A 15,201-nucleotide genomic window follows, 5' to 3' on the forward strand; every position below is an offset into this window, starting at 1 on the left:
CGCGGGTTTCCCATGAAAAACGCCCTGCAGGTGGCAGGGCGTTTGATGGTTGGGGATGAAGGTTCGACGCGAGGTGACCCCTTTTCCCCAACTCCCTCTCCAAAAAGGAGAAGGAGCCGTCGCTGGCGCACTTCTTAGAAGAACGAAGCACCCACCGTGACCATGTACGTACGCGGCTGCTGCAGACCATACGTCGGGCTGCTGCTGTACAAGCTGCCCAGCTTGGCGGCCAGGAACTGCGCCGAACCCACATACGAGAAGGCATGCTTGTCGGTGATGTTGGTCACGTTCAACTTGATGTACGGCTTCTTCAACCAATCGAAGTCGACGAAACGATAGCCGGCGCTGAAGTCGAAGGTAGTGAAACCGCCAACGTGTTCGGTGTTCATGTAGTCGCCATACAGCGAGCTGGCGACGTGGCCATCGAGTTCCGCCCACAGGTGGGTGTCGTCGTAGTTGAGGACGACGTTGCCGATGTGCTTGGCCGTGTCCGGCATCATCTTGCCATCGGTCGGATAGATGCCGTCGCCGCCGCCGTCGATGCTGCCCACGATCTCCGCCTTGGTGTAGGTGTAGGAGGTGTACACCGTCCAGTCCGGCGCGAACTTGTAGCTCACTTCGCCGTTGAAACCACGCATGTGCATGCGATGGATGGCGGTGTAGTAGGTTTGGCCGGTGGCGTTGTCGTACGCGCTTTCCTGCTTGTTGTTGTAGTTGCTGCTGTAGATGTCGGCATTGGCGGAGATCGCATCGCCGTAATAGCGCCAGCCCAGGTCCGTGTTCCATGAGGTTTCCGGCTTCTGCAGATCGTTGCCGGCAAACGCGTTGAGCAGCACCACCGTGTTGGTCGGCACGCGGAAGGTCTTGCCACTGCCCAGGTAAAACTGGTTCTTGTCGTCGAGCTGGAACTTGATGCCGGCGGTCGGCAACAGCTTGTTCCAGGTCGTATCGATCGAGGTGTAGGTCTGCTGCTTGCTCGGCGAACCGGAGGTCGAACCCGGATAGTCGTAGCCCCAGCCGCTGCGATTGGCGCGCAGGAAAGCCGCACCGGCGGTGAAGGTCCACTGGTCGGTCGGCGTCCAGTTGTCGGTGACGAAACCCTTCTCGATTTCGGTGTTGGTGTACTCGTGGTAGTAGGTCATCGGCGCGCCGCTGGGGTACACGATGTAATTGCTGTTGCCCCACACGTTTACCGGCTCGCCCACGGCATTGACCTGGAAGTAGCTGTCGTCCTGCGTCTTGCGCGAATCTTCGTACCAGAAACCGTATTCAAGGCTGTTGTCCAGGCCGAAGTCCTGGTTGAACTTCACCAGCACGCCAGGGCGATAGGTGAGTGCGGCGGAGTACGAATACACCACGCCCTGCGAGTTATTGACCACGCTGCCACTGTTGTTGACATCCATATCGGCGTAGCCGAAACGATTGGCGGCCGAAGTGCTTTCGGTCACCGTGGCGGCCGCGCCACCGCCGCCGTTGCCGTACCAGAAGTACGGGATCACCGACAGGTGCAGGCTGTCGGCCAGCTTGAACTCGCCGTCCATGCTGAACAGGTAGCTGCGGAACGGATTGGTCCGCAGGCCGTAGTAGTTCGTGTCGTTGCTGATCGCGTTCTTCAGCGCGGCACTGCCGGGTGCCAGACCTGCTGTGGGAATCCAGGTGGTGTTGTAGTCGGTGAAGTAGCCGTGCTGCGCCACCTGCTGCTTGGAGACGTATTCGTAGTTGATGTTGTTTTCGCGGTTGTACTGCAGCGAGGCGCTGATCGAGTTGTTGTCGTCGATCGTCCACACCGACTTGCCGTCGACCTTGGTCACGTCCAGCTTGCCCTGCCCGCGCCACTTGTCGGCGGTGTTGTCGGAGTACGACAGCCAGGAACGCACCGGACCGAGGTCGCCGGTGTTCAGGCGGAAGAAGCTGCGGCGGTAATCGTTGCCGCCGATCGTCTGGGTGAAGTCAAAGCCGCCCTGGTGCGGCGGATCGATGGTGGCCCAGCCGATGTGGCCGCCGCTGGCGCCGGAGTCGGGCATGTCGACATCGGGAATGCCTTGCAACACGGTGATGTCGCCCATGTTTTCCGAATCGCCGTACTCGGTGGCGTACACCGAGTAGCTGCCGGTATCGGTGATCGGCGCGCCGTTGACGGTCATGCCGATGTCGGAAGAGTCGTAGCCACGCAGGCTGTAGTGGCCGTTGGCCAGGCCGGTCACGTCGTCAGTGGCCGCATTGACACCCGGAATGGTGCGGATCATCTGCGTGAAGTTGCTACCGGGGCTGGCCTTTTCGATGGCGTCGCGCGTAATCGTCGACACGGCCTTCGGGGCGATCTGCACCGACATGAGGCCACCGCCGAGTGACAGCGACTGGCCTTGCACCGTTACCTGGTTCAGCTGTTTCACATCACGCGCGGTGGCGTTGGACGTGGTGGTGTTGGAGGTGCTGGATGCGTTGACGCGCTGCTGGGTCGACTGGCTGGCCTGGTCGTTGCTGGCTGTCTGCGCCGCTGCAACACCTGCGGAGAGGTAGAAAGCCATCGCAATCGCTGCAGAAAGATGCGTACGTTTCATGTAGAGCCCCGTAGTCCGGTTATTGATTTGATATGTCTGGCACCGCTTGATGACCGCTCGAACATCTGTTGCCACCACGTTCAACCCGCCCAGCGGGTCTTTGCCGCACACAAAAAGGCTCGGGCTCATTCGATATGAGCCGGGTGGCCTCTTTGGGAACCGTAGATTTTTTTGGTTTTCAGCAGACGAAGCGAAGATCTTCGGCCCTGTGACTAAACCCTTGGCGACACACGTGTAAGCTAATTCGTATTTTCGCCTTGCTATCTACTGGCTTGAAGGCAAGGCGAAAACGGTCACGTATCCTTAGCGATACCTTAGCACAATCCCATATTTCCTTTACACGATCTTTACAGTTACATCTCAACCGCGAGGACCTCGCGGCAGGGCCTGCAGGTGTCCCGCGCAGAGGCTGGAGCTGGCAATCCCAATGTCTTGTCTACATAGGAGAGGTGCTGGGATTGTCATCCCCGGCCTACAGGCCACTCCCCGGGAGGAAGCGGCAAAACTCAGGCGCCTTTGCCCAGATAGCGGGCGCGCTTGGCAGGCTTGAGGCGGGCGAGGTCGAGCATGACCAGGCCATCGACGCAGCCGGAGAAACCGGGGTCTTCGCCGAAATCGAGGAATTGCACGCCATCGGGTTCCATCAGGTCGACGTATTGGCGATATAGCACGGGCAGGCTGACGCCCAGCGCATCGAGGTGATGGCGCAGCTTGCCCAATCCGCTGACCGAATCCAGGCCCTCCAGCTCGCGGCGGACGCCTTCGAGCACGTCCGCGGAAACCTTGAACGGCTGGCGAGCGGAAGCCAGGCCGGATACGCCGAAGTAATGCTGGTGCGCGGCGGCGATCCACTCACGCGCCTGGCGTGGCAGGCTCACCGACATGCTCACCGGACCGAACAGATAACGCAGTTCGGAGTGACGCTGCAGATACAGGCCAATGCCCTGCCACAGCTGGTCCAGCGCACGCGAACGCCAATAGGCCGGCGCGACAAAGCTGCGCCCCAGCTCCAACCCTTGCGCCAGGCGCGATTCCAGCGCCGGCGAATAATTGAACAGGCTGGCGGTGTAGAGGCCACGCATGCCGCGCTCGCCGATCAGCCGGCCGCCGTGACCGAGGCGATAGGAGCCAACAATGCGCAGCATCTTGGGGTCCCACAGCACGAGATGTTCGTAGTGCGCGTCGTAGGCATCCAGGTCACGACGGGTGTTGGTGCCCTCGCCCACTTTGCGGAAGGCGAGTTCGCGCAGGCGGCCGATTTCGCGCAGGGCAGCACCATCGGTCTGTCCGCGCAGGACGATCAGCTGCTTGCCGTCGGCAAGGTCGGCAAGCTTTTCGCTTTGCGCCAGTTCCTGCGCCACGCGATCGACCGACTCCGGATGCGCCAGCGGCACCTGTCCGCCGAAGATCAAGCCGCGGCGGCGACCGATGCGGTACACGTGCCGGCGCATCAGGTCCGCCGCGCGCTGCGCGTTGTCGTCGCTGCGCTTGGTCAATTCGTCTGCACTGATCAGCGCGCCCACGCTGAACCCGATGCGGCTGACGTGCGTGGCCACCGCTTCGCGCGGCAGCATCGCCGTGCTGAGGGGCTTGGCCAGCATGGAAAGCCCGTAGAAGATGGCCGAGTTGCGTGCCGCCACGTGGATCGGCAGCACTGGTGTCCGGGTGCGCATGGCGATGCGCGCGAAACCATCGGACCAGCGCGCATCGCGCACACCAGCCGGCCCCATGCGCGACACTTCGCCGGCAGGAAAAACAATCAATGCCTCGCCACGCTCCAGCGCGCGATAGATATTGCGCATGCGCGAAGCCGTGCCGCCGCCAAACACGTCGACCGGCAACAGCAAGGAGCCCAGTTGCGGCACGGCGGCCAGCCAGTCGTTGCCAAGAATGCGCACGTCCTTGCGTACCGAACCGACCAGGTCCAGCAGGGCCATCGCATCGAGCATGCCAAGCGGATGATTGGCGACCACCAGCACGCCGCCTTCGACCGGAATATGTTCCCGCTCGCGCTGGGCGACGTGATAGTTGCAGCCCAGCAGGTCCAGCACCTGTTCGGCGAAATCCAACCCCCTGGTGTCGGCGAGCCGGTCGAGCACCCGATTGAATCCTGCTTCGTCAGCTAACCGTCCAAGCATGCCGGCAACGGGTTTGCGGATCATCGGGTGCTGCGCTAGCCATGGCAGACGTTCGGTAAGGGTCTGTTCTACATGAAGCATGACCGCCTCCCTTGGTTTGAATCCATGTTGCCGATCAAGTGTGACAACTGCGAGAAATCACGGGGTCAAACTGCTACGCGCGCAAGAATACACGACGGAGTGAGGGGCAATGCTTAAGAGCTTGTTCAATGGCGAGCATGACTTTCATACGGGAGCTCAGATATTTATACCGTCATTCCGGCAAAGGCCGAGGCGCTTTACGGCAAACGCTGCCACCCATTCAAACCGCGAGGTGCAAATAGGCCGCCAGGCCACCGAGGAACATCTGCACCGACAGCGCAATCAGCAGCATTCCCATCACCCGCTCCAACGCCGTGAGCACGCTTTCGCCCAACCAACGGAACAGATAGGTAGAGCTCAGCAGAATCACCGCCGTCGCCAGCCACGCGCACAACAAGGCAATCGCCCAATCCGCGGTGCGGCCCGGTTGCGTGTTGGTGAGCAGTAGCAGCGCGGCCATCGCCGATGGGCCGGCCACGCCGGGAATCGCCATCGGCACGATAAAAGGTTCGCCCTCGCCGGCTTGCCCGAAAATGCCGCCTTCGGCCGGCGGAAACACCATGCGGATGCCGATCAGGAACAGCACGATGCCACCGGCGATGCTGATCGACTCCTCGCGCAACTGCAGCAGCCGGAGAATCAGCTGGCCGCCCATCAAGAACATCAGCAACACCGCCAGCGCGATCAGCAATTCGCGCACCATCACCGCACGACGGCGCTTGGGCGGCACGTCCTTGAGCAGGCTGAGAAACAGCGGGATGTTGCCGAGCGGATCCATGATGAGGAACAGCAGGATCGCCGCCGACAAGGTGGTCATCTGCGTTTGCATGCGTTCCCCTGGTAATTATTAGTACGCAGCGCGGCTGCGCTCAGGCCACGCGCAAATCGAGCACACCGCCGCGTGCCATGGCAGCCTTGTCGCTCAGCAGATATACCACGGCATCCGCCGTGGCATCGGGCAGCGGGTGCTGCAAGGTGTCTTCGCCGAAATAGGCGGCCCGGCGCAACGTAGTGCGCATCGGCGCGGGCAACAGCGCATGCACGCGGAAGCGGCCTTCGTCGTGCTCTTCATGCAGGATCGCGACGAAACGTTCCAAGGCAGCTTTCGATACGCCATAGGCACCCCAGTGCGCACGGCGCACGAGGTCCGGATTGTCCAGCACGAATACGGCAGCGCTATCGGGTGCAGCGGTGAGCAACGGCAAGCAGGCTTGCGTAAGCGCAAACGGTGCGGAGACATTGACGTGCATGCTGCGCAGCCAGGCATCCGGTTTGTGCATGGATACCGGCGTCAAACCGGCAAAGCTCGCTGCCGCGTGCACGATGCCATCGAGGCGGCCCAGATCGCGCTGCAAGCCTTCCGCCAGGGTGTCATAGTCGCGCGGGGTGGCGGTTTCCATATCGAGCGGATGAATCACCGGTTCGGGCAAACCCTCGCGCAGCATCGCGTCGTAAAGCTGTTCGAGTTGCCGCTTGCGCTTGCCGGTGATCACCACGGTGGCGCCCGCACGGGCCGCAGCGCGCGCCACCGCGCTGCCTAGTCCACCATAGGCGCCCGTGACCAATATCACGCGACCATCCAGATCATTGGAGGCAGGCGCCCAGGCTGCGGGCAAGCGATGCTGCGGCAGACTCAGGCTCATGCGTGGCTTTCTCCGGCCACGTCGCCTGCCATGCGCGTCAGCTCGCCGGAGGCTTTCAGATCCTCGGCGATATCGCAGCCGCCGATCAGTTCGCCCTGGATGAAAAGCTGCGGGAAGGTCGGCCAGTTGGCGTAGTGCGGCAGCGCTGCGCGGATTTCGGGATCGGCCAGCACATTCACCGCATGGAACGTCGCGCCTGCTTCGTCAAGCGCCTGCGCGGCGCGGGCCGAGAAGCCGCACATGGGAAACTCTGGCGTGCCCTTCATGAAAAGCACGATGGGGTGCTCAGCCAAGACCGCCTTGATTCGCTCGTTGACGTCCATAATTCGGGTTTCATCACTACAATGCAGCCAGCTTAGTAGTGTACCAGCCGTCCCGGCGTCCAGCCGGCCAGGCGGAACCATCTTCCTCAGCCAACGCCCAGGAGTTACCCATGGCGATCGAACTTCCCCCCTTGCCCTATGAAAAGAATGCGCTGGAGCCGAATGTCTCGGCCGAGACGCTGGAGTTTCACTACGGCAAGCACCACCAGGCCTATGTGACCAACCTCAACAACCTGATCAAGGGCACCGAGTTCGAGAACGCCTCGCTGGAAGACATCGTCAAGAAGTCATCCGGTGGCGTGTTCAACAATGCAGCGCAGACCTGGAACCACACCTTCTACTGGAACTCGATGCGCTCGCCCAAGAGCGACAACAAGCCGGCCGGCAAGCTGGCCGATGCGATCGACAAGGCGTTCGGTTCGTTCGACAAGTTCAAGGAAGAATTCAAGAAGTCCGCCGTCGGCAATTTCGGCTCGGGCTGGACCTGGCTGGTGCAGCGTCCGGATGGTTCGCTGGGCATCGTCAATACATCCAACGCCGCCACGCCGATTACCGGCAGCGACAAGCCGCTGTTCACCATCGACGTGTGGGAGCATGCCTACTACATCGATTATCGCAACGCGCGCCCGAACTACGTGGACAAGTTCTGGGATCTGGTGAACTGGGATTTTGCGGCGAAGAATCTCGGCTGATGATCGCAGCCCTCTCCCCTTTTGGAGAGGGTAATCATCCTCATGGCCATCATTCCCGCGGGAATGATGGCCATGGAAATTGCGTAGGCCGGCGTGCAAACCCGATCGACATCAAAGCACGCGCAACGCAGGCGCCGCCTGCTCTTCCCGCTGCAACGCACGCGCAATCTCGCTTACGCGCTCAGCCAAGGCTTTTGCATCCTGCGCGCACACCGTGGCATGTCCCACCTTGCGTCCCGGGCGTGACTGCTTGCCGTAGTCGTGCCAATGGCCATCAACGGCTCGAAGCACTGGCGCTGCATCGGGCAGCTCGCCAATCCAATTGAACATGGCGGAAAGACCGCTTGCTGAGGTATCGCCAAGCGGCAAACCGAGCACGGCGCGCACATGGTTTTCGAACTGGCTGGTGACAGCGCCCTCGATGGTCCAGTGACCGGAGTTATGCACGCGCGGCGCCATTTCGTTGCCGAGCAATTCGCCATCCTTGACGAACAGCTCCAGCGCGAACACGCCCACATAGTCCAGACGTTCGGCCAGCGTGCGCGCCAAGGCTTCGGCCCGCGATTGCAATGCGCCCACTTCCGGTGCCGGCGCAAGGCTCATGCTCAGCACGCCGTCGGTATGCCAATTCTGGGTAAGCGGCCAGACGCGGAAACCGCCATCGCGCGTGCGCACGGCCAGCACGGAAAGCTCGCGCTCGAATTGCACGAAGGCTTCGAGAATCAAGCCGTGCGCATTGGCGCCCAGCGCCTCCCACGCGGCGTCTGCATCGGCCAGTTGCTTGATGCGGAACTGTCCCTTGCCGTCGTAGCCGAGCCGACGCGTCTTGAGGATGGATGGCGCACCGATCCTGGCCAAGGCGCGATCCAGACCTTCGCGCGTATCCACGGCTTCGAAGGCGGGCGTCTGCAGGCCGCATTCGCGGAACAGCGTTTTTTCGGCCAGGCGATCTTGGGCAACCGCCAGCGCGCGCGGATTCGGAAATACCGCCACACGCTCGGCCAGCCATTGCGCGGTGTCGGCCGGCACGTTTTCGAAATCGAAGGTCACCACGTCCACTTCGGCCGCGAATTTTTCCAGCGCGGCGAAATCGGTCCAATCGGCGACGCGCAACGGCGCCACTTGCCCGGCGCAGGCATCGGCGGCGCTATCCACCACCAGGGTGTTGACGCCCAGCGGCGCGGCGGCAAGGGCCAGCATGCGGGCCAGCTGGCCACCACCCAGAATGCCAAGCACCGCTTGCTTCTGACGGGTATTCACGAACGCGGGTCCGGGTTGTCCAAAACGGTCTGGGTCTGGCGCGCGCGATAGGCTTCCAGCGCCTTGGCAATGGCCGGATCGTGCAGGGCCAGCACCGAAGCGGCGAGCAGCGCGGCATTGCACGCACCGGCACGCCCGATCGCCAGCGTGCCCACCGGAATACCGGCCGGCATCTGCGCGATGGAAAGCAGGGAATCCATGCCGTTCAGCGCCTTGGACTGCACCGGCACGCCGAACACCGGAAGGCGGGTCTTGGCCGCCAGCATGCCCGGCAGATGGGCTGCGCCGCCGGCGCCGGCGATGATCACCTGGATGCCGCGCGATACGGCCTGTTCGGCGTATTGGAACAGGAGATCCGGCGTGCGATGCGCGGAGACCACCCGCACCTCGTGCGGCACGCCAAGCTCTTGGAGCACCTCGGCCGCGTGCGTCATGGTTTCCCAATCCGAACGCGATCCCATCACCACGCCAACCCGCGGCGCTGAAGCTGTTTCCGTCATGGTCCGGTCGTCCAAAAGGGGCTATTGTACGGGCTTCGCCGCATTGCAACGATACCTGCCGTTATCTATGGATAAGCGCCTGCTCGACATCCTCTGCTGCCCGGTAAGCAAGACCCCGGTGCGCCCTTTGAACGCCAACGAGCTCACCGCCCTGAACCGTGCCATCGAAGCCGGCCAGGTGCTCAACGTGGCAGGTGGGACGGTTCAGAACCGGGTCGCCGAAGGGCTGATCACGGTCGACCGCAAGGTCATCTACCGAGTCGAGGACGGCATCCCGGTCATGCTGCCCGAGGAAGGCATCGGCACCACCCAGTTCACCGACTTCCCGGCCGTGGCGTAAGAACATGCGCATGGGCTGCCTTCACATCGACTGCACCCACAATCCACAAAAGCATGACTTGGAACATGGCAGTGAAACAGGTTTTCGCTTATGTTCCAGCCATCGGCAGCTTCCCTCCTGTCGCGACCGTTCGCGGTTGCCGGAGGCGGGTGGCCGCCGTTTACGGCAGCAGTCAATACCGGCCTAGCCAGCCAACCACAGGGGTGTGGCGATGAAAGAAGCCAACGATTCCTCCAACGTCGTCAATCTCAGCCAGCGGCTGGACCCCTCCAGCGGACGCGGAGGCGACCTGTTGAACGCTGTCCGGAACATCGCCTCCCGCCGCCTGCAGCAGTACATCGGCAACATGTTCGAGCACGTCGATGACGCGCTGTTCGACCTCGCCGAAAAGGCTGAGAACAACGCCGCGCAGATGCATTACTTCGACGGCATGCGCGAAGTACGCAAGCGTCGGCCGGTGATCGAGCGCGCTTTCCTGGCGCTGGTGTCGCGCGAGTTGAACGATTTCGCCAGCGGCAACTCATCCGCCGCCGCCAGTCCGACGGCCGCCAGCCATGCGCCGACGCCGCCGGTGCCGGGCTCGGTCGAACTCTCGCTGGTGGCCGACAACGAACTGGAAGAATCGCTGGCCATCACCAGCATGATCGGCAAGAACGAATCGCGCCTGTCGCGCGACCTGTTCGCCGTCAACCAGCGCCTGTCCGTGATTTGCGGCGGCACGCGCATCGAAGACGCCACCAATCCGATCGGCCCCGCGCTGCTCGCCCAGGCATTCCGCCAGGCGATGCGCGAGCTCAATGCCGACATGCGCGTGAAGCTGATCATCTACAAGCTGTTCGATCGCTATGTGATGTCGGCGCTTGAAGAGCTCTACCAGGAAGTCAACGCCGAACTGATGCGCGCGGGCGTGCTGCCGCAGTTGCGCCACGAAGTGGTGCGCAGCGGCGGGACTGCCAATGCCGGCGCGGCCGCAACGGGCGCCGCCGCGGCTGGCGAGATCCCGCAACCGCTGCCGGCCGACGACAGCGAGGCTTCGGCCGAACTGCTGCAAACCCTGCGCACCTTGTTCAGCGCACGCCGCGCGCATCCGAGCGTGCCGCTGTCGGCGATGACGGCCGGTCCGCTGCCTACCGCCAATGAGCTGATCGGCGCGTTGAGCGTGCTGCAAAGCCAGGCGGCCATGTTGCCTATGTCGCAACCGGCGGTGCCGCAGATGAGCACGGTGGATATCGCCGAGCAAGTGCTGCATCTGAAAGAGCAGCTGATGTCGCAACTCGGTTCGCTGCGCGGCCAGCGTCCGGGCCAGATCGCCACCATCGACGAAGACACCATCGACCTGGTCGGCATGCTGTTCGAGTTCATCCTCGAAGACCGCAACCTGCCGCCGCAGATGCAGGTATTGCTGGCGCGCTTGCAGATTCCTTATCTCAAGGCGGCGATTCTCGACCGCAAGCTGTTCGCGCATCGCCAGCATCCGGCTCGCCGTTTGCTGGATGGCCTGGCCGACGCCGCCAAGAGCTGGTCGGAAGAATCGGATCGCGACGGCCGCCTGCACGACACCATCAAGGCCATCGTCGAGCGCCTGCTGCAGGAATTCGACGATGACATGACGATCTTCGATCGCCTGTCGGCCGAACTGCAGCAATTCCAGGAATCGAACCGCCGCCGCGCGGAGCTGGCCGAACAGCGCGTGGCCGAATCCACGCGCGGTCGCGAAAAGCTGGAACAGGCACGCCGGCGCGCTGCGCGCGAAATTCTCAATCGCATCGGCGGCACCGTATTGCCGCCGCTGATCCATGGTGTGCTGTCGCGCGCGTGGGCGAACTATCTGGTGCTCACCATCCTGCGCAAGGGTGAAGAGTCGAACGAATTCCGCGAAGCGCTGCGCTTCGTCGACGCCTTCATCGCCAGCACCAAGCCGGTGCGCACGCCGGAAGCCAAGCGCGACCTGCTGCAATTGCTGCCGGGCATCGAGCGCGCGCTGCGCAAGGGCTTGTCGAACGTCGCCTTCCAGGATGCCGACATCGAGAAGCTGCTCGCCCAGCTGCACGCTTACTATCGCCAGCAGCTCGGCGAAGCGGCGCCTGCACCGGCACAGCCGCAGACTGCCGACGCCGCGCCCGCGCCGCTGCCGATTCCGGAAAGCATCCAGCCGATCGCCGAAAGCGTGGACGACCTGGACGACGTGGCTACCGAGCCCGCCGAAGATGCGCTGGCGCCGGACGTGCGGGAAGAACTCGAAAAGGTGAAAGTGCTCAAGCCCGGCATCTGGCTTGAGTTCGTCGCCCAGGACGAGCATTTCGAACGCGCCAAGCTGTCGTGGATCAGCCCGATGAGCGGGCGCTATCTGTTCGTCAACCGCCGCGGCTTGAAGGTGGGCGATTACTCGCCTTACGAGCTGGCGATGGTGATGGCGGAAGGACGTGCGCGCATCCTGGCGACCAACGCGTTGTTCGATCGCGCGATGGACGCGATCGTGGATCGCCTGAGCCATGAAGAGCCGCGTCCGGGCGAGGCCACCTGATAAACCGTAAGCTGGGATGACAACCTCAGCTTCCATGGCGTTACCGAAAAGCTGGGATTGTCATCTCAGCCTCCCACGGCAATACGCTTGTACCCAACCCACGCACATCCGAGTAGCATGCGCGGCATTCTCACCACGCGCAGCCTCCTCGCATGCCCCAGACCTTCCGCTTCGCTCCGCCCGACCAGCGCCTGATCGATGCCGATGTGGAACGCGCATTCGCAGAAGACATCGGCCATGGCGATGCCACTGCCAGCCTGTTGCCAGCAGATGCGCAAGCCTTCGCCGCGCTCACCTGCCGCGAAGATGCAGTCATCGCCGGCATTCCCTGGTTCGATACCTGCGTGCACAAACTCGACCCGCAGGCGCGCATCCATTGGCGCGTCAACGAAGGCGATCGCATCTCGCCCGGTGACATCGTTTGCGAGATGCACGGCAACGCACGCGCCCTGGTCACCGCCGAGCGCTCCGCACTGAATTTCCTGCAGATGCTGTCCGGCACCGCTACCATCACGGCGGCTTACGTGGCTGCCTTGGCCGGCACCAAGGCGCGCCTGCTCGACACGCGCAAGACCGTACCGGGCCTGCGCCTGGCGCAAAAATATGCGGTGCGCTGCGGCGGCGGCTACAACCTTCGCATCGGCTTGTACGACGCGATCCTGGTCAAGGAAAACCACATCATCGCCGCCGGCAGCATCGCCGCTGCGGTGCAGGCAGCCCGCCAACTCCATCCCACGCTGCTGCTGGAAGTGGAGGTGGAAAATCTCGACGAACTGCAGCAAGCGCTGGATGCCGGCGTGGATCGCATCATGCTGGACAACTTCACCCTGCCCTTGATGCAGCAGGCAGTGGCGCAGAACGATGGCCGCGTGCCGCTGGTGATTTCCGGCAACGTCGATTTGCAAAACATTGGCGACTACGCACGCACCGGCGTGGACTACATCTCGGTGGGTGCACTGACCAAGAACGTCCGGGCGATCGATCTTTCGCTTCGATTGAAAATCAGCTGACTTGCGGCGAGCCCATGCCGCCCACACACTGCACGCATGGGCGACCTTGCTACTCTCTTGCTGCTACTCGTGCTGATGGCCATCGCCGGCGCGTGGCTGGTGCTGAGCCGCGCCCGCGACCGCGCCATCCAGGAAGCACGCTGGCGCTGCCAGCAGCACGGCCTGCAATTGCTGGATGAAACCGTGGGCCTGAGCGGCGTGCGCCTGCGCCGCTTCCGCGGCCAGCGCGTGCTGGAGCGCCGCTACAGTTTCGAGGTGAGCATTGATGGCGACGATCGCGAAGCCGGGCATCTGTGGATGATCGGCTCGCTGCTTACGGCGTTGATCCTGCCGACCATCGAGCTGTACACGCCGGAGTATCCGGGGGAAGAAACATCGACGACCGAAGGCACCAACGTGGTGCCGTTTCGTCGGCACTATCGCGACCGGGATATCCGTCACTAATTATCGCTCCGGGCACGTTGGGTTACCCTGCGCTAACCCGACCTACGGCTCTGCCTAGGCATCCTCCGGTGTCGCCGCCATCGCTGCACGCCGCCCTTTCCATCCATACGCCACCGCCAGAATGGCGAACCACACCGGACTGGCCAGCAACGCCTCGCGCGTGTCCGCCTGCAAGGTCAGCAGCCACAGCACGAACACGAAGAACGCCAGGCACACCCAGCACATAAACACGCCACCCGGCATCTTGTACGCGGAAGCGGCGTGCAATTGCGGACGCTTGCGCCGGTAAGCCATGTAGGCCACCAGGATCAGCGACCACACGAACATGAAGAGCACCGCCGACAGTGTGGTGACCAGGGTAAACGCGGTCACCAGGTTGGGCACCACATACACCAGCATCGCCCCCGCCAGCAAACACAGGCAGGAAAACAGCAAGCCGCGCGAGGGAACCGCCGCCTTGGACAACCGGCCGAACAGGCGTGGCGCATGACGCTCTTCCGCCAGGCCGTAAAGCATGCGGCTGGTAGAGAAGATGCCGCTATTGGCCGAAGAGGTCGCTGAGGTCAGCACCACGAAATTGATCAAGCTCGCCGCGGCAGGAATACCCGCCAGCATGAACAACTCCACGAATGGGCTCTTGCCCGGCTGCACCAGCCGCCACGGCGTCACCGTCATGATCACGACCAGGGCCAGCACGTAGAACAGGATGATGCGCACCGGAATCGAGTTGATCGCCTTCGGCAGGTTGCGCGTGGGATCGGCCGTTTCGGCAGCGGTGGTGCCTACCAGTTCGATACCGACGAAGGCGAACACCGCAATCTGGAAACCGGCGAAGAAACCACCGACGCCCGTAGGAAACAGCCCGCCGTCGTTCCACAGGTTGGCCAGCGACGCATGATGGCCAGAGGGCGACGTGAACCCGTAGATCGCCATGCCGAAGCCGGTGATGATCAATACGATGATCGCCACGATCTTGATCAGTGCGAACCAGAACTCCAGTTCGCCGAACACGCGCACGGCGGTGAGGTTGAGCGCCAGCAGCAACAACACGCACAGCACGGCCGGCACCCATGGCATCAAGCCGGGAAACCAGAATTGCGCGTAGGAAGCGATCGCGATCACGTCGGCGATGGCCGTGACGATCCAGCAGAACCAATACGTCCAGCCACAGAAGAAACCGGCCCATGGACCGAGCAGATCGGTGGAGAAGTCGATAAACGATTTGTACTCAAGGTTCGACAGCAGCAACTCGCCCATCGCGCGCATCACGAAGAACAGCATGATGCCGATGATCAGATACACCAGCAGGATCGATGGCCCGGCCAGGCTGATCGTTTTGCCCGAGCCCATGAACAGGCCGGTGCCGATCGCGCCGCCGATGGCGATCAATTGCAGATGGCGATTGGACAGGCTGCGGCGTAGGTGGTCCGGATGGTCGTGTGCGTCGGACATGCGGGCGGCTTGTAGGAAGAAGCCGATACCTTAGAGGAAACGCCGGAGAGCGGCTATCTATTGATATCTACATATTTTGCTGGATGGGCAAATCTGCCTGTCGTCATTGCGGCGAAGGCCCACTGCTGTCCGGGGAAATTTTCCGCGGAACTGGCGGGAGAGCTAAAACGACGTTATCCCAGCGAAAGCTCATTAGTGTCCGGCACGGCTTTGCGAATCCGCAGCAAGACATG

The 15,201-nt window shown here is 62.6% G+C and carries 13 protein-coding genes; 5 read left to right on the forward strand and 8 right to left on the reverse strand.

Going from position 1 to position 15,201, the window contains the following annotated elements:
* Positions 1–134: 134 nt before the first annotated feature.
* The 5 genes from V7M64_RS07945 to grxD form a co-directional block, all read right to left on the reverse strand.
* A complete protein-coding gene (locus V7M64_RS07945) occupies positions 135–2,561 on the reverse strand; it encodes a TonB-dependent receptor (RefSeq protein WP_333678371.1) in 2,427 nt (808 codons plus the stop codon).
* 506 nt (positions 2,562–3,067) lie between these two features.
* Entirely contained in the window at positions 3,068–4,780 is a 1,713-nt protein-coding gene (locus tag V7M64_RS07950; RefSeq protein WP_333678373.1) for a lysophospholipid acyltransferase family protein, read from the reverse strand.
* A 220-nt stretch (positions 4,781–5,000) separates the two neighbouring features.
* Positions 5,001–5,597 (reverse strand): YhgN family NAAT transporter, encoded by a 597-nt coding sequence (locus V7M64_RS07955; protein WP_333678395.1) that lies wholly within the window; start codon positions 5,595–5,597, stop codon positions 5,001–5,003.
* A 52-nt stretch (positions 5,598–5,649) separates the two neighbouring features.
* Entirely contained in the window at positions 5,650–6,423 is a 774-nt protein-coding gene (locus V7M64_RS07960; protein WP_333678375.1) for an SDR family NAD(P)-dependent oxidoreductase, read from the reverse strand.
* The gene (gene grxD / locus V7M64_RS07965; protein WP_333678377.1) at positions 6,420–6,746 is read right to left on the reverse strand and encodes a Grx4 family monothiol glutaredoxin; all 327 of its coding nucleotides are present in this window, start codon (positions 6,744–6,746) and stop codon (positions 6,420–6,422) included. Before grxD ends, V7M64_RS07960 begins: the two co-directional genes overlap by 4 nt.
* Before the next feature lie 110 nt (positions 6,747–6,856).
* Between grxD and V7M64_RS07970 the strand changes: the two genes are divergently transcribed.
* The gene (locus V7M64_RS07970; RefSeq protein ID WP_333678379.1) at positions 6,857–7,438 is read left to right on the forward strand and encodes a Fe-Mn family superoxide dismutase; all 582 of its coding nucleotides are present in this window, start codon (positions 6,857–6,859) and stop codon (positions 7,436–7,438) included.
* Positions 7,439–7,549: 111 nt separating this feature from the next.
* Here V7M64_RS07970 and V7M64_RS07975 read toward each other — a convergent pair whose 3' ends face one another.
* Both V7M64_RS07975 and purE read right to left on the reverse strand, forming a co-directional pair.
* Positions 7,550–8,698 carry a 5-(carboxyamino)imidazole ribonucleotide synthase gene (locus V7M64_RS07975; RefSeq protein ID WP_333678381.1) on the reverse strand — a complete coding sequence of 383 codons (1,149 nt, stop codon included), beginning with the start codon at positions 8,696–8,698 and terminating at the stop codon, positions 7,550–7,552.
* Positions 8,695–9,198 carry a 5-(carboxyamino)imidazole ribonucleotide mutase gene (gene purE, locus V7M64_RS07980; protein WP_333678383.1) on the reverse strand — a complete coding sequence of 168 codons (504 nt, stop codon included), beginning with the start codon at positions 9,196–9,198 and terminating at the stop codon, positions 8,695–8,697. Before purE ends, V7M64_RS07975 begins: the two co-directional genes overlap by 4 nt.
* Before the next feature lie 67 nt (positions 9,199–9,265).
* Here purE and V7M64_RS07985 point away from each other — a divergent pair, with 67 nt between their 5' ends.
* The 4 genes from V7M64_RS07985 to V7M64_RS08000 all read left to right on the forward strand — a co-directional run bounded on the left by V7M64_RS07985 (position 9,266) and on the right by V7M64_RS08000 (position 13,516).
* Entirely contained in the window at positions 9,266–9,538 is a 273-nt protein-coding gene (locus V7M64_RS07985; protein WP_333678385.1) for a Trm112 family protein, read from the forward strand.
* A gap of 211 nt (positions 9,539–9,749) precedes the next feature.
* The gene (locus V7M64_RS07990; RefSeq protein ID WP_333678387.1) at positions 9,750–12,062 is read left to right on the forward strand and encodes a DUF1631 domain-containing protein; all 2,313 of its coding nucleotides are present in this window, start codon (positions 9,750–9,752) and stop codon (positions 12,060–12,062) included.
* A gap of 152 nt (positions 12,063–12,214) precedes the next feature.
* A complete protein-coding gene (gene nadC / locus V7M64_RS07995; RefSeq protein WP_333678389.1) occupies positions 12,215–13,072 on the forward strand; it encodes a carboxylating nicotinate-nucleotide diphosphorylase in 858 nt (285 codons plus the stop codon).
* A gap of 36 nt (positions 13,073–13,108) precedes the next feature.
* Positions 13,109–13,516 carry a DUF3301 domain-containing protein gene (locus tag V7M64_RS08000; RefSeq protein WP_333678391.1) on the forward strand — a complete coding sequence of 136 codons (408 nt, stop codon included), beginning with the start codon at positions 13,109–13,111 and terminating at the stop codon, positions 13,514–13,516.
* Positions 13,517–13,570: 54 nt separating this feature from the next.
* Here the strand turns inward: V7M64_RS08000 and cycA are convergent, their stop codons facing one another.
* The gene (gene cycA / locus V7M64_RS08005) at positions 13,571–14,968 is read right to left on the reverse strand and encodes a D-serine/D-alanine/glycine transporter (protein ID WP_333678393.1); all 1,398 of its coding nucleotides are present in this window, start codon (positions 14,966–14,968) and stop codon (positions 13,571–13,573) included.
* Between the last annotated feature and the right edge of the window lie 233 nt (positions 14,969–15,201).

The sequence above is a fragment of the Dyella sp. genome, from assembly GCF_036746095.1.
Taxonomy (GTDB): domain Bacteria; phylum Pseudomonadota; class Gammaproteobacteria; order Xanthomonadales; family Rhodanobacteraceae; genus Dyella_B.

Coding starts and splice junctions, on each gene's coding strand:
- V7M64_RS07955 (WP_333678395.1), bottom strand. CDS start 5,597: ATGACCACCTTGTCGGCGGCGATCCTGCTGTTCCTCATCATGGATCCG.
- purE (WP_333678383.1), bottom strand. CDS start 9,198: ATGACGGAAACAGCTTCAGCGCCGCGGGTTGGCGTGGTGATGGGATCG.
- V7M64_RS07970 (WP_333678379.1), top strand. CDS start 6,857: ATGGCGATCGAACTTCCCCCCTTGCCCTATGAAAAGAATGCGCTGGAG.
- V7M64_RS07945 (WP_333678371.1), bottom strand. CDS start 2,561: ATGAAACGTACGCATCTTTCTGCAGCGATTGCGATGGCTTTCTACCTC.
- grxD (WP_333678377.1), bottom strand. CDS start 6,746: ATGGACGTCAACGAGCGAATCAAGGCGGTCTTGGCTGAGCACCCCATC.
- cycA (WP_333678393.1), bottom strand. CDS start 14,968: ATGTCCGACGCACACGACCATCCGGACCACCTACGCCGCAGCCTGTCC.
- V7M64_RS07985 (WP_333678385.1), top strand. CDS start 9,266: ATGGATAAGCGCCTGCTCGACATCCTCTGCTGCCCGGTAAGCAAGACC.
- V7M64_RS07990 (WP_333678387.1), top strand. CDS start 9,750: ATGAAAGAAGCCAACGATTCCTCCAACGTCGTCAATCTCAGCCAGCGG.
- V7M64_RS07960 (WP_333678375.1), bottom strand. CDS start 6,423: ATGAGCCTGAGTCTGCCGCAGCATCGCTTGCCCGCAGCCTGGGCGCCT.
- V7M64_RS07950 (WP_333678373.1), bottom strand. CDS start 4,780: ATGCTTCATGTAGAACAGACCCTTACCGAACGTCTGCCATGGCTAGCG.
- V7M64_RS08000 (WP_333678391.1), top strand. CDS start 13,109: ATGGGCGACCTTGCTACTCTCTTGCTGCTACTCGTGCTGATGGCCATC.
- nadC (WP_333678389.1), top strand. CDS start 12,215: ATGCCCCAGACCTTCCGCTTCGCTCCGCCCGACCAGCGCCTGATCGAT.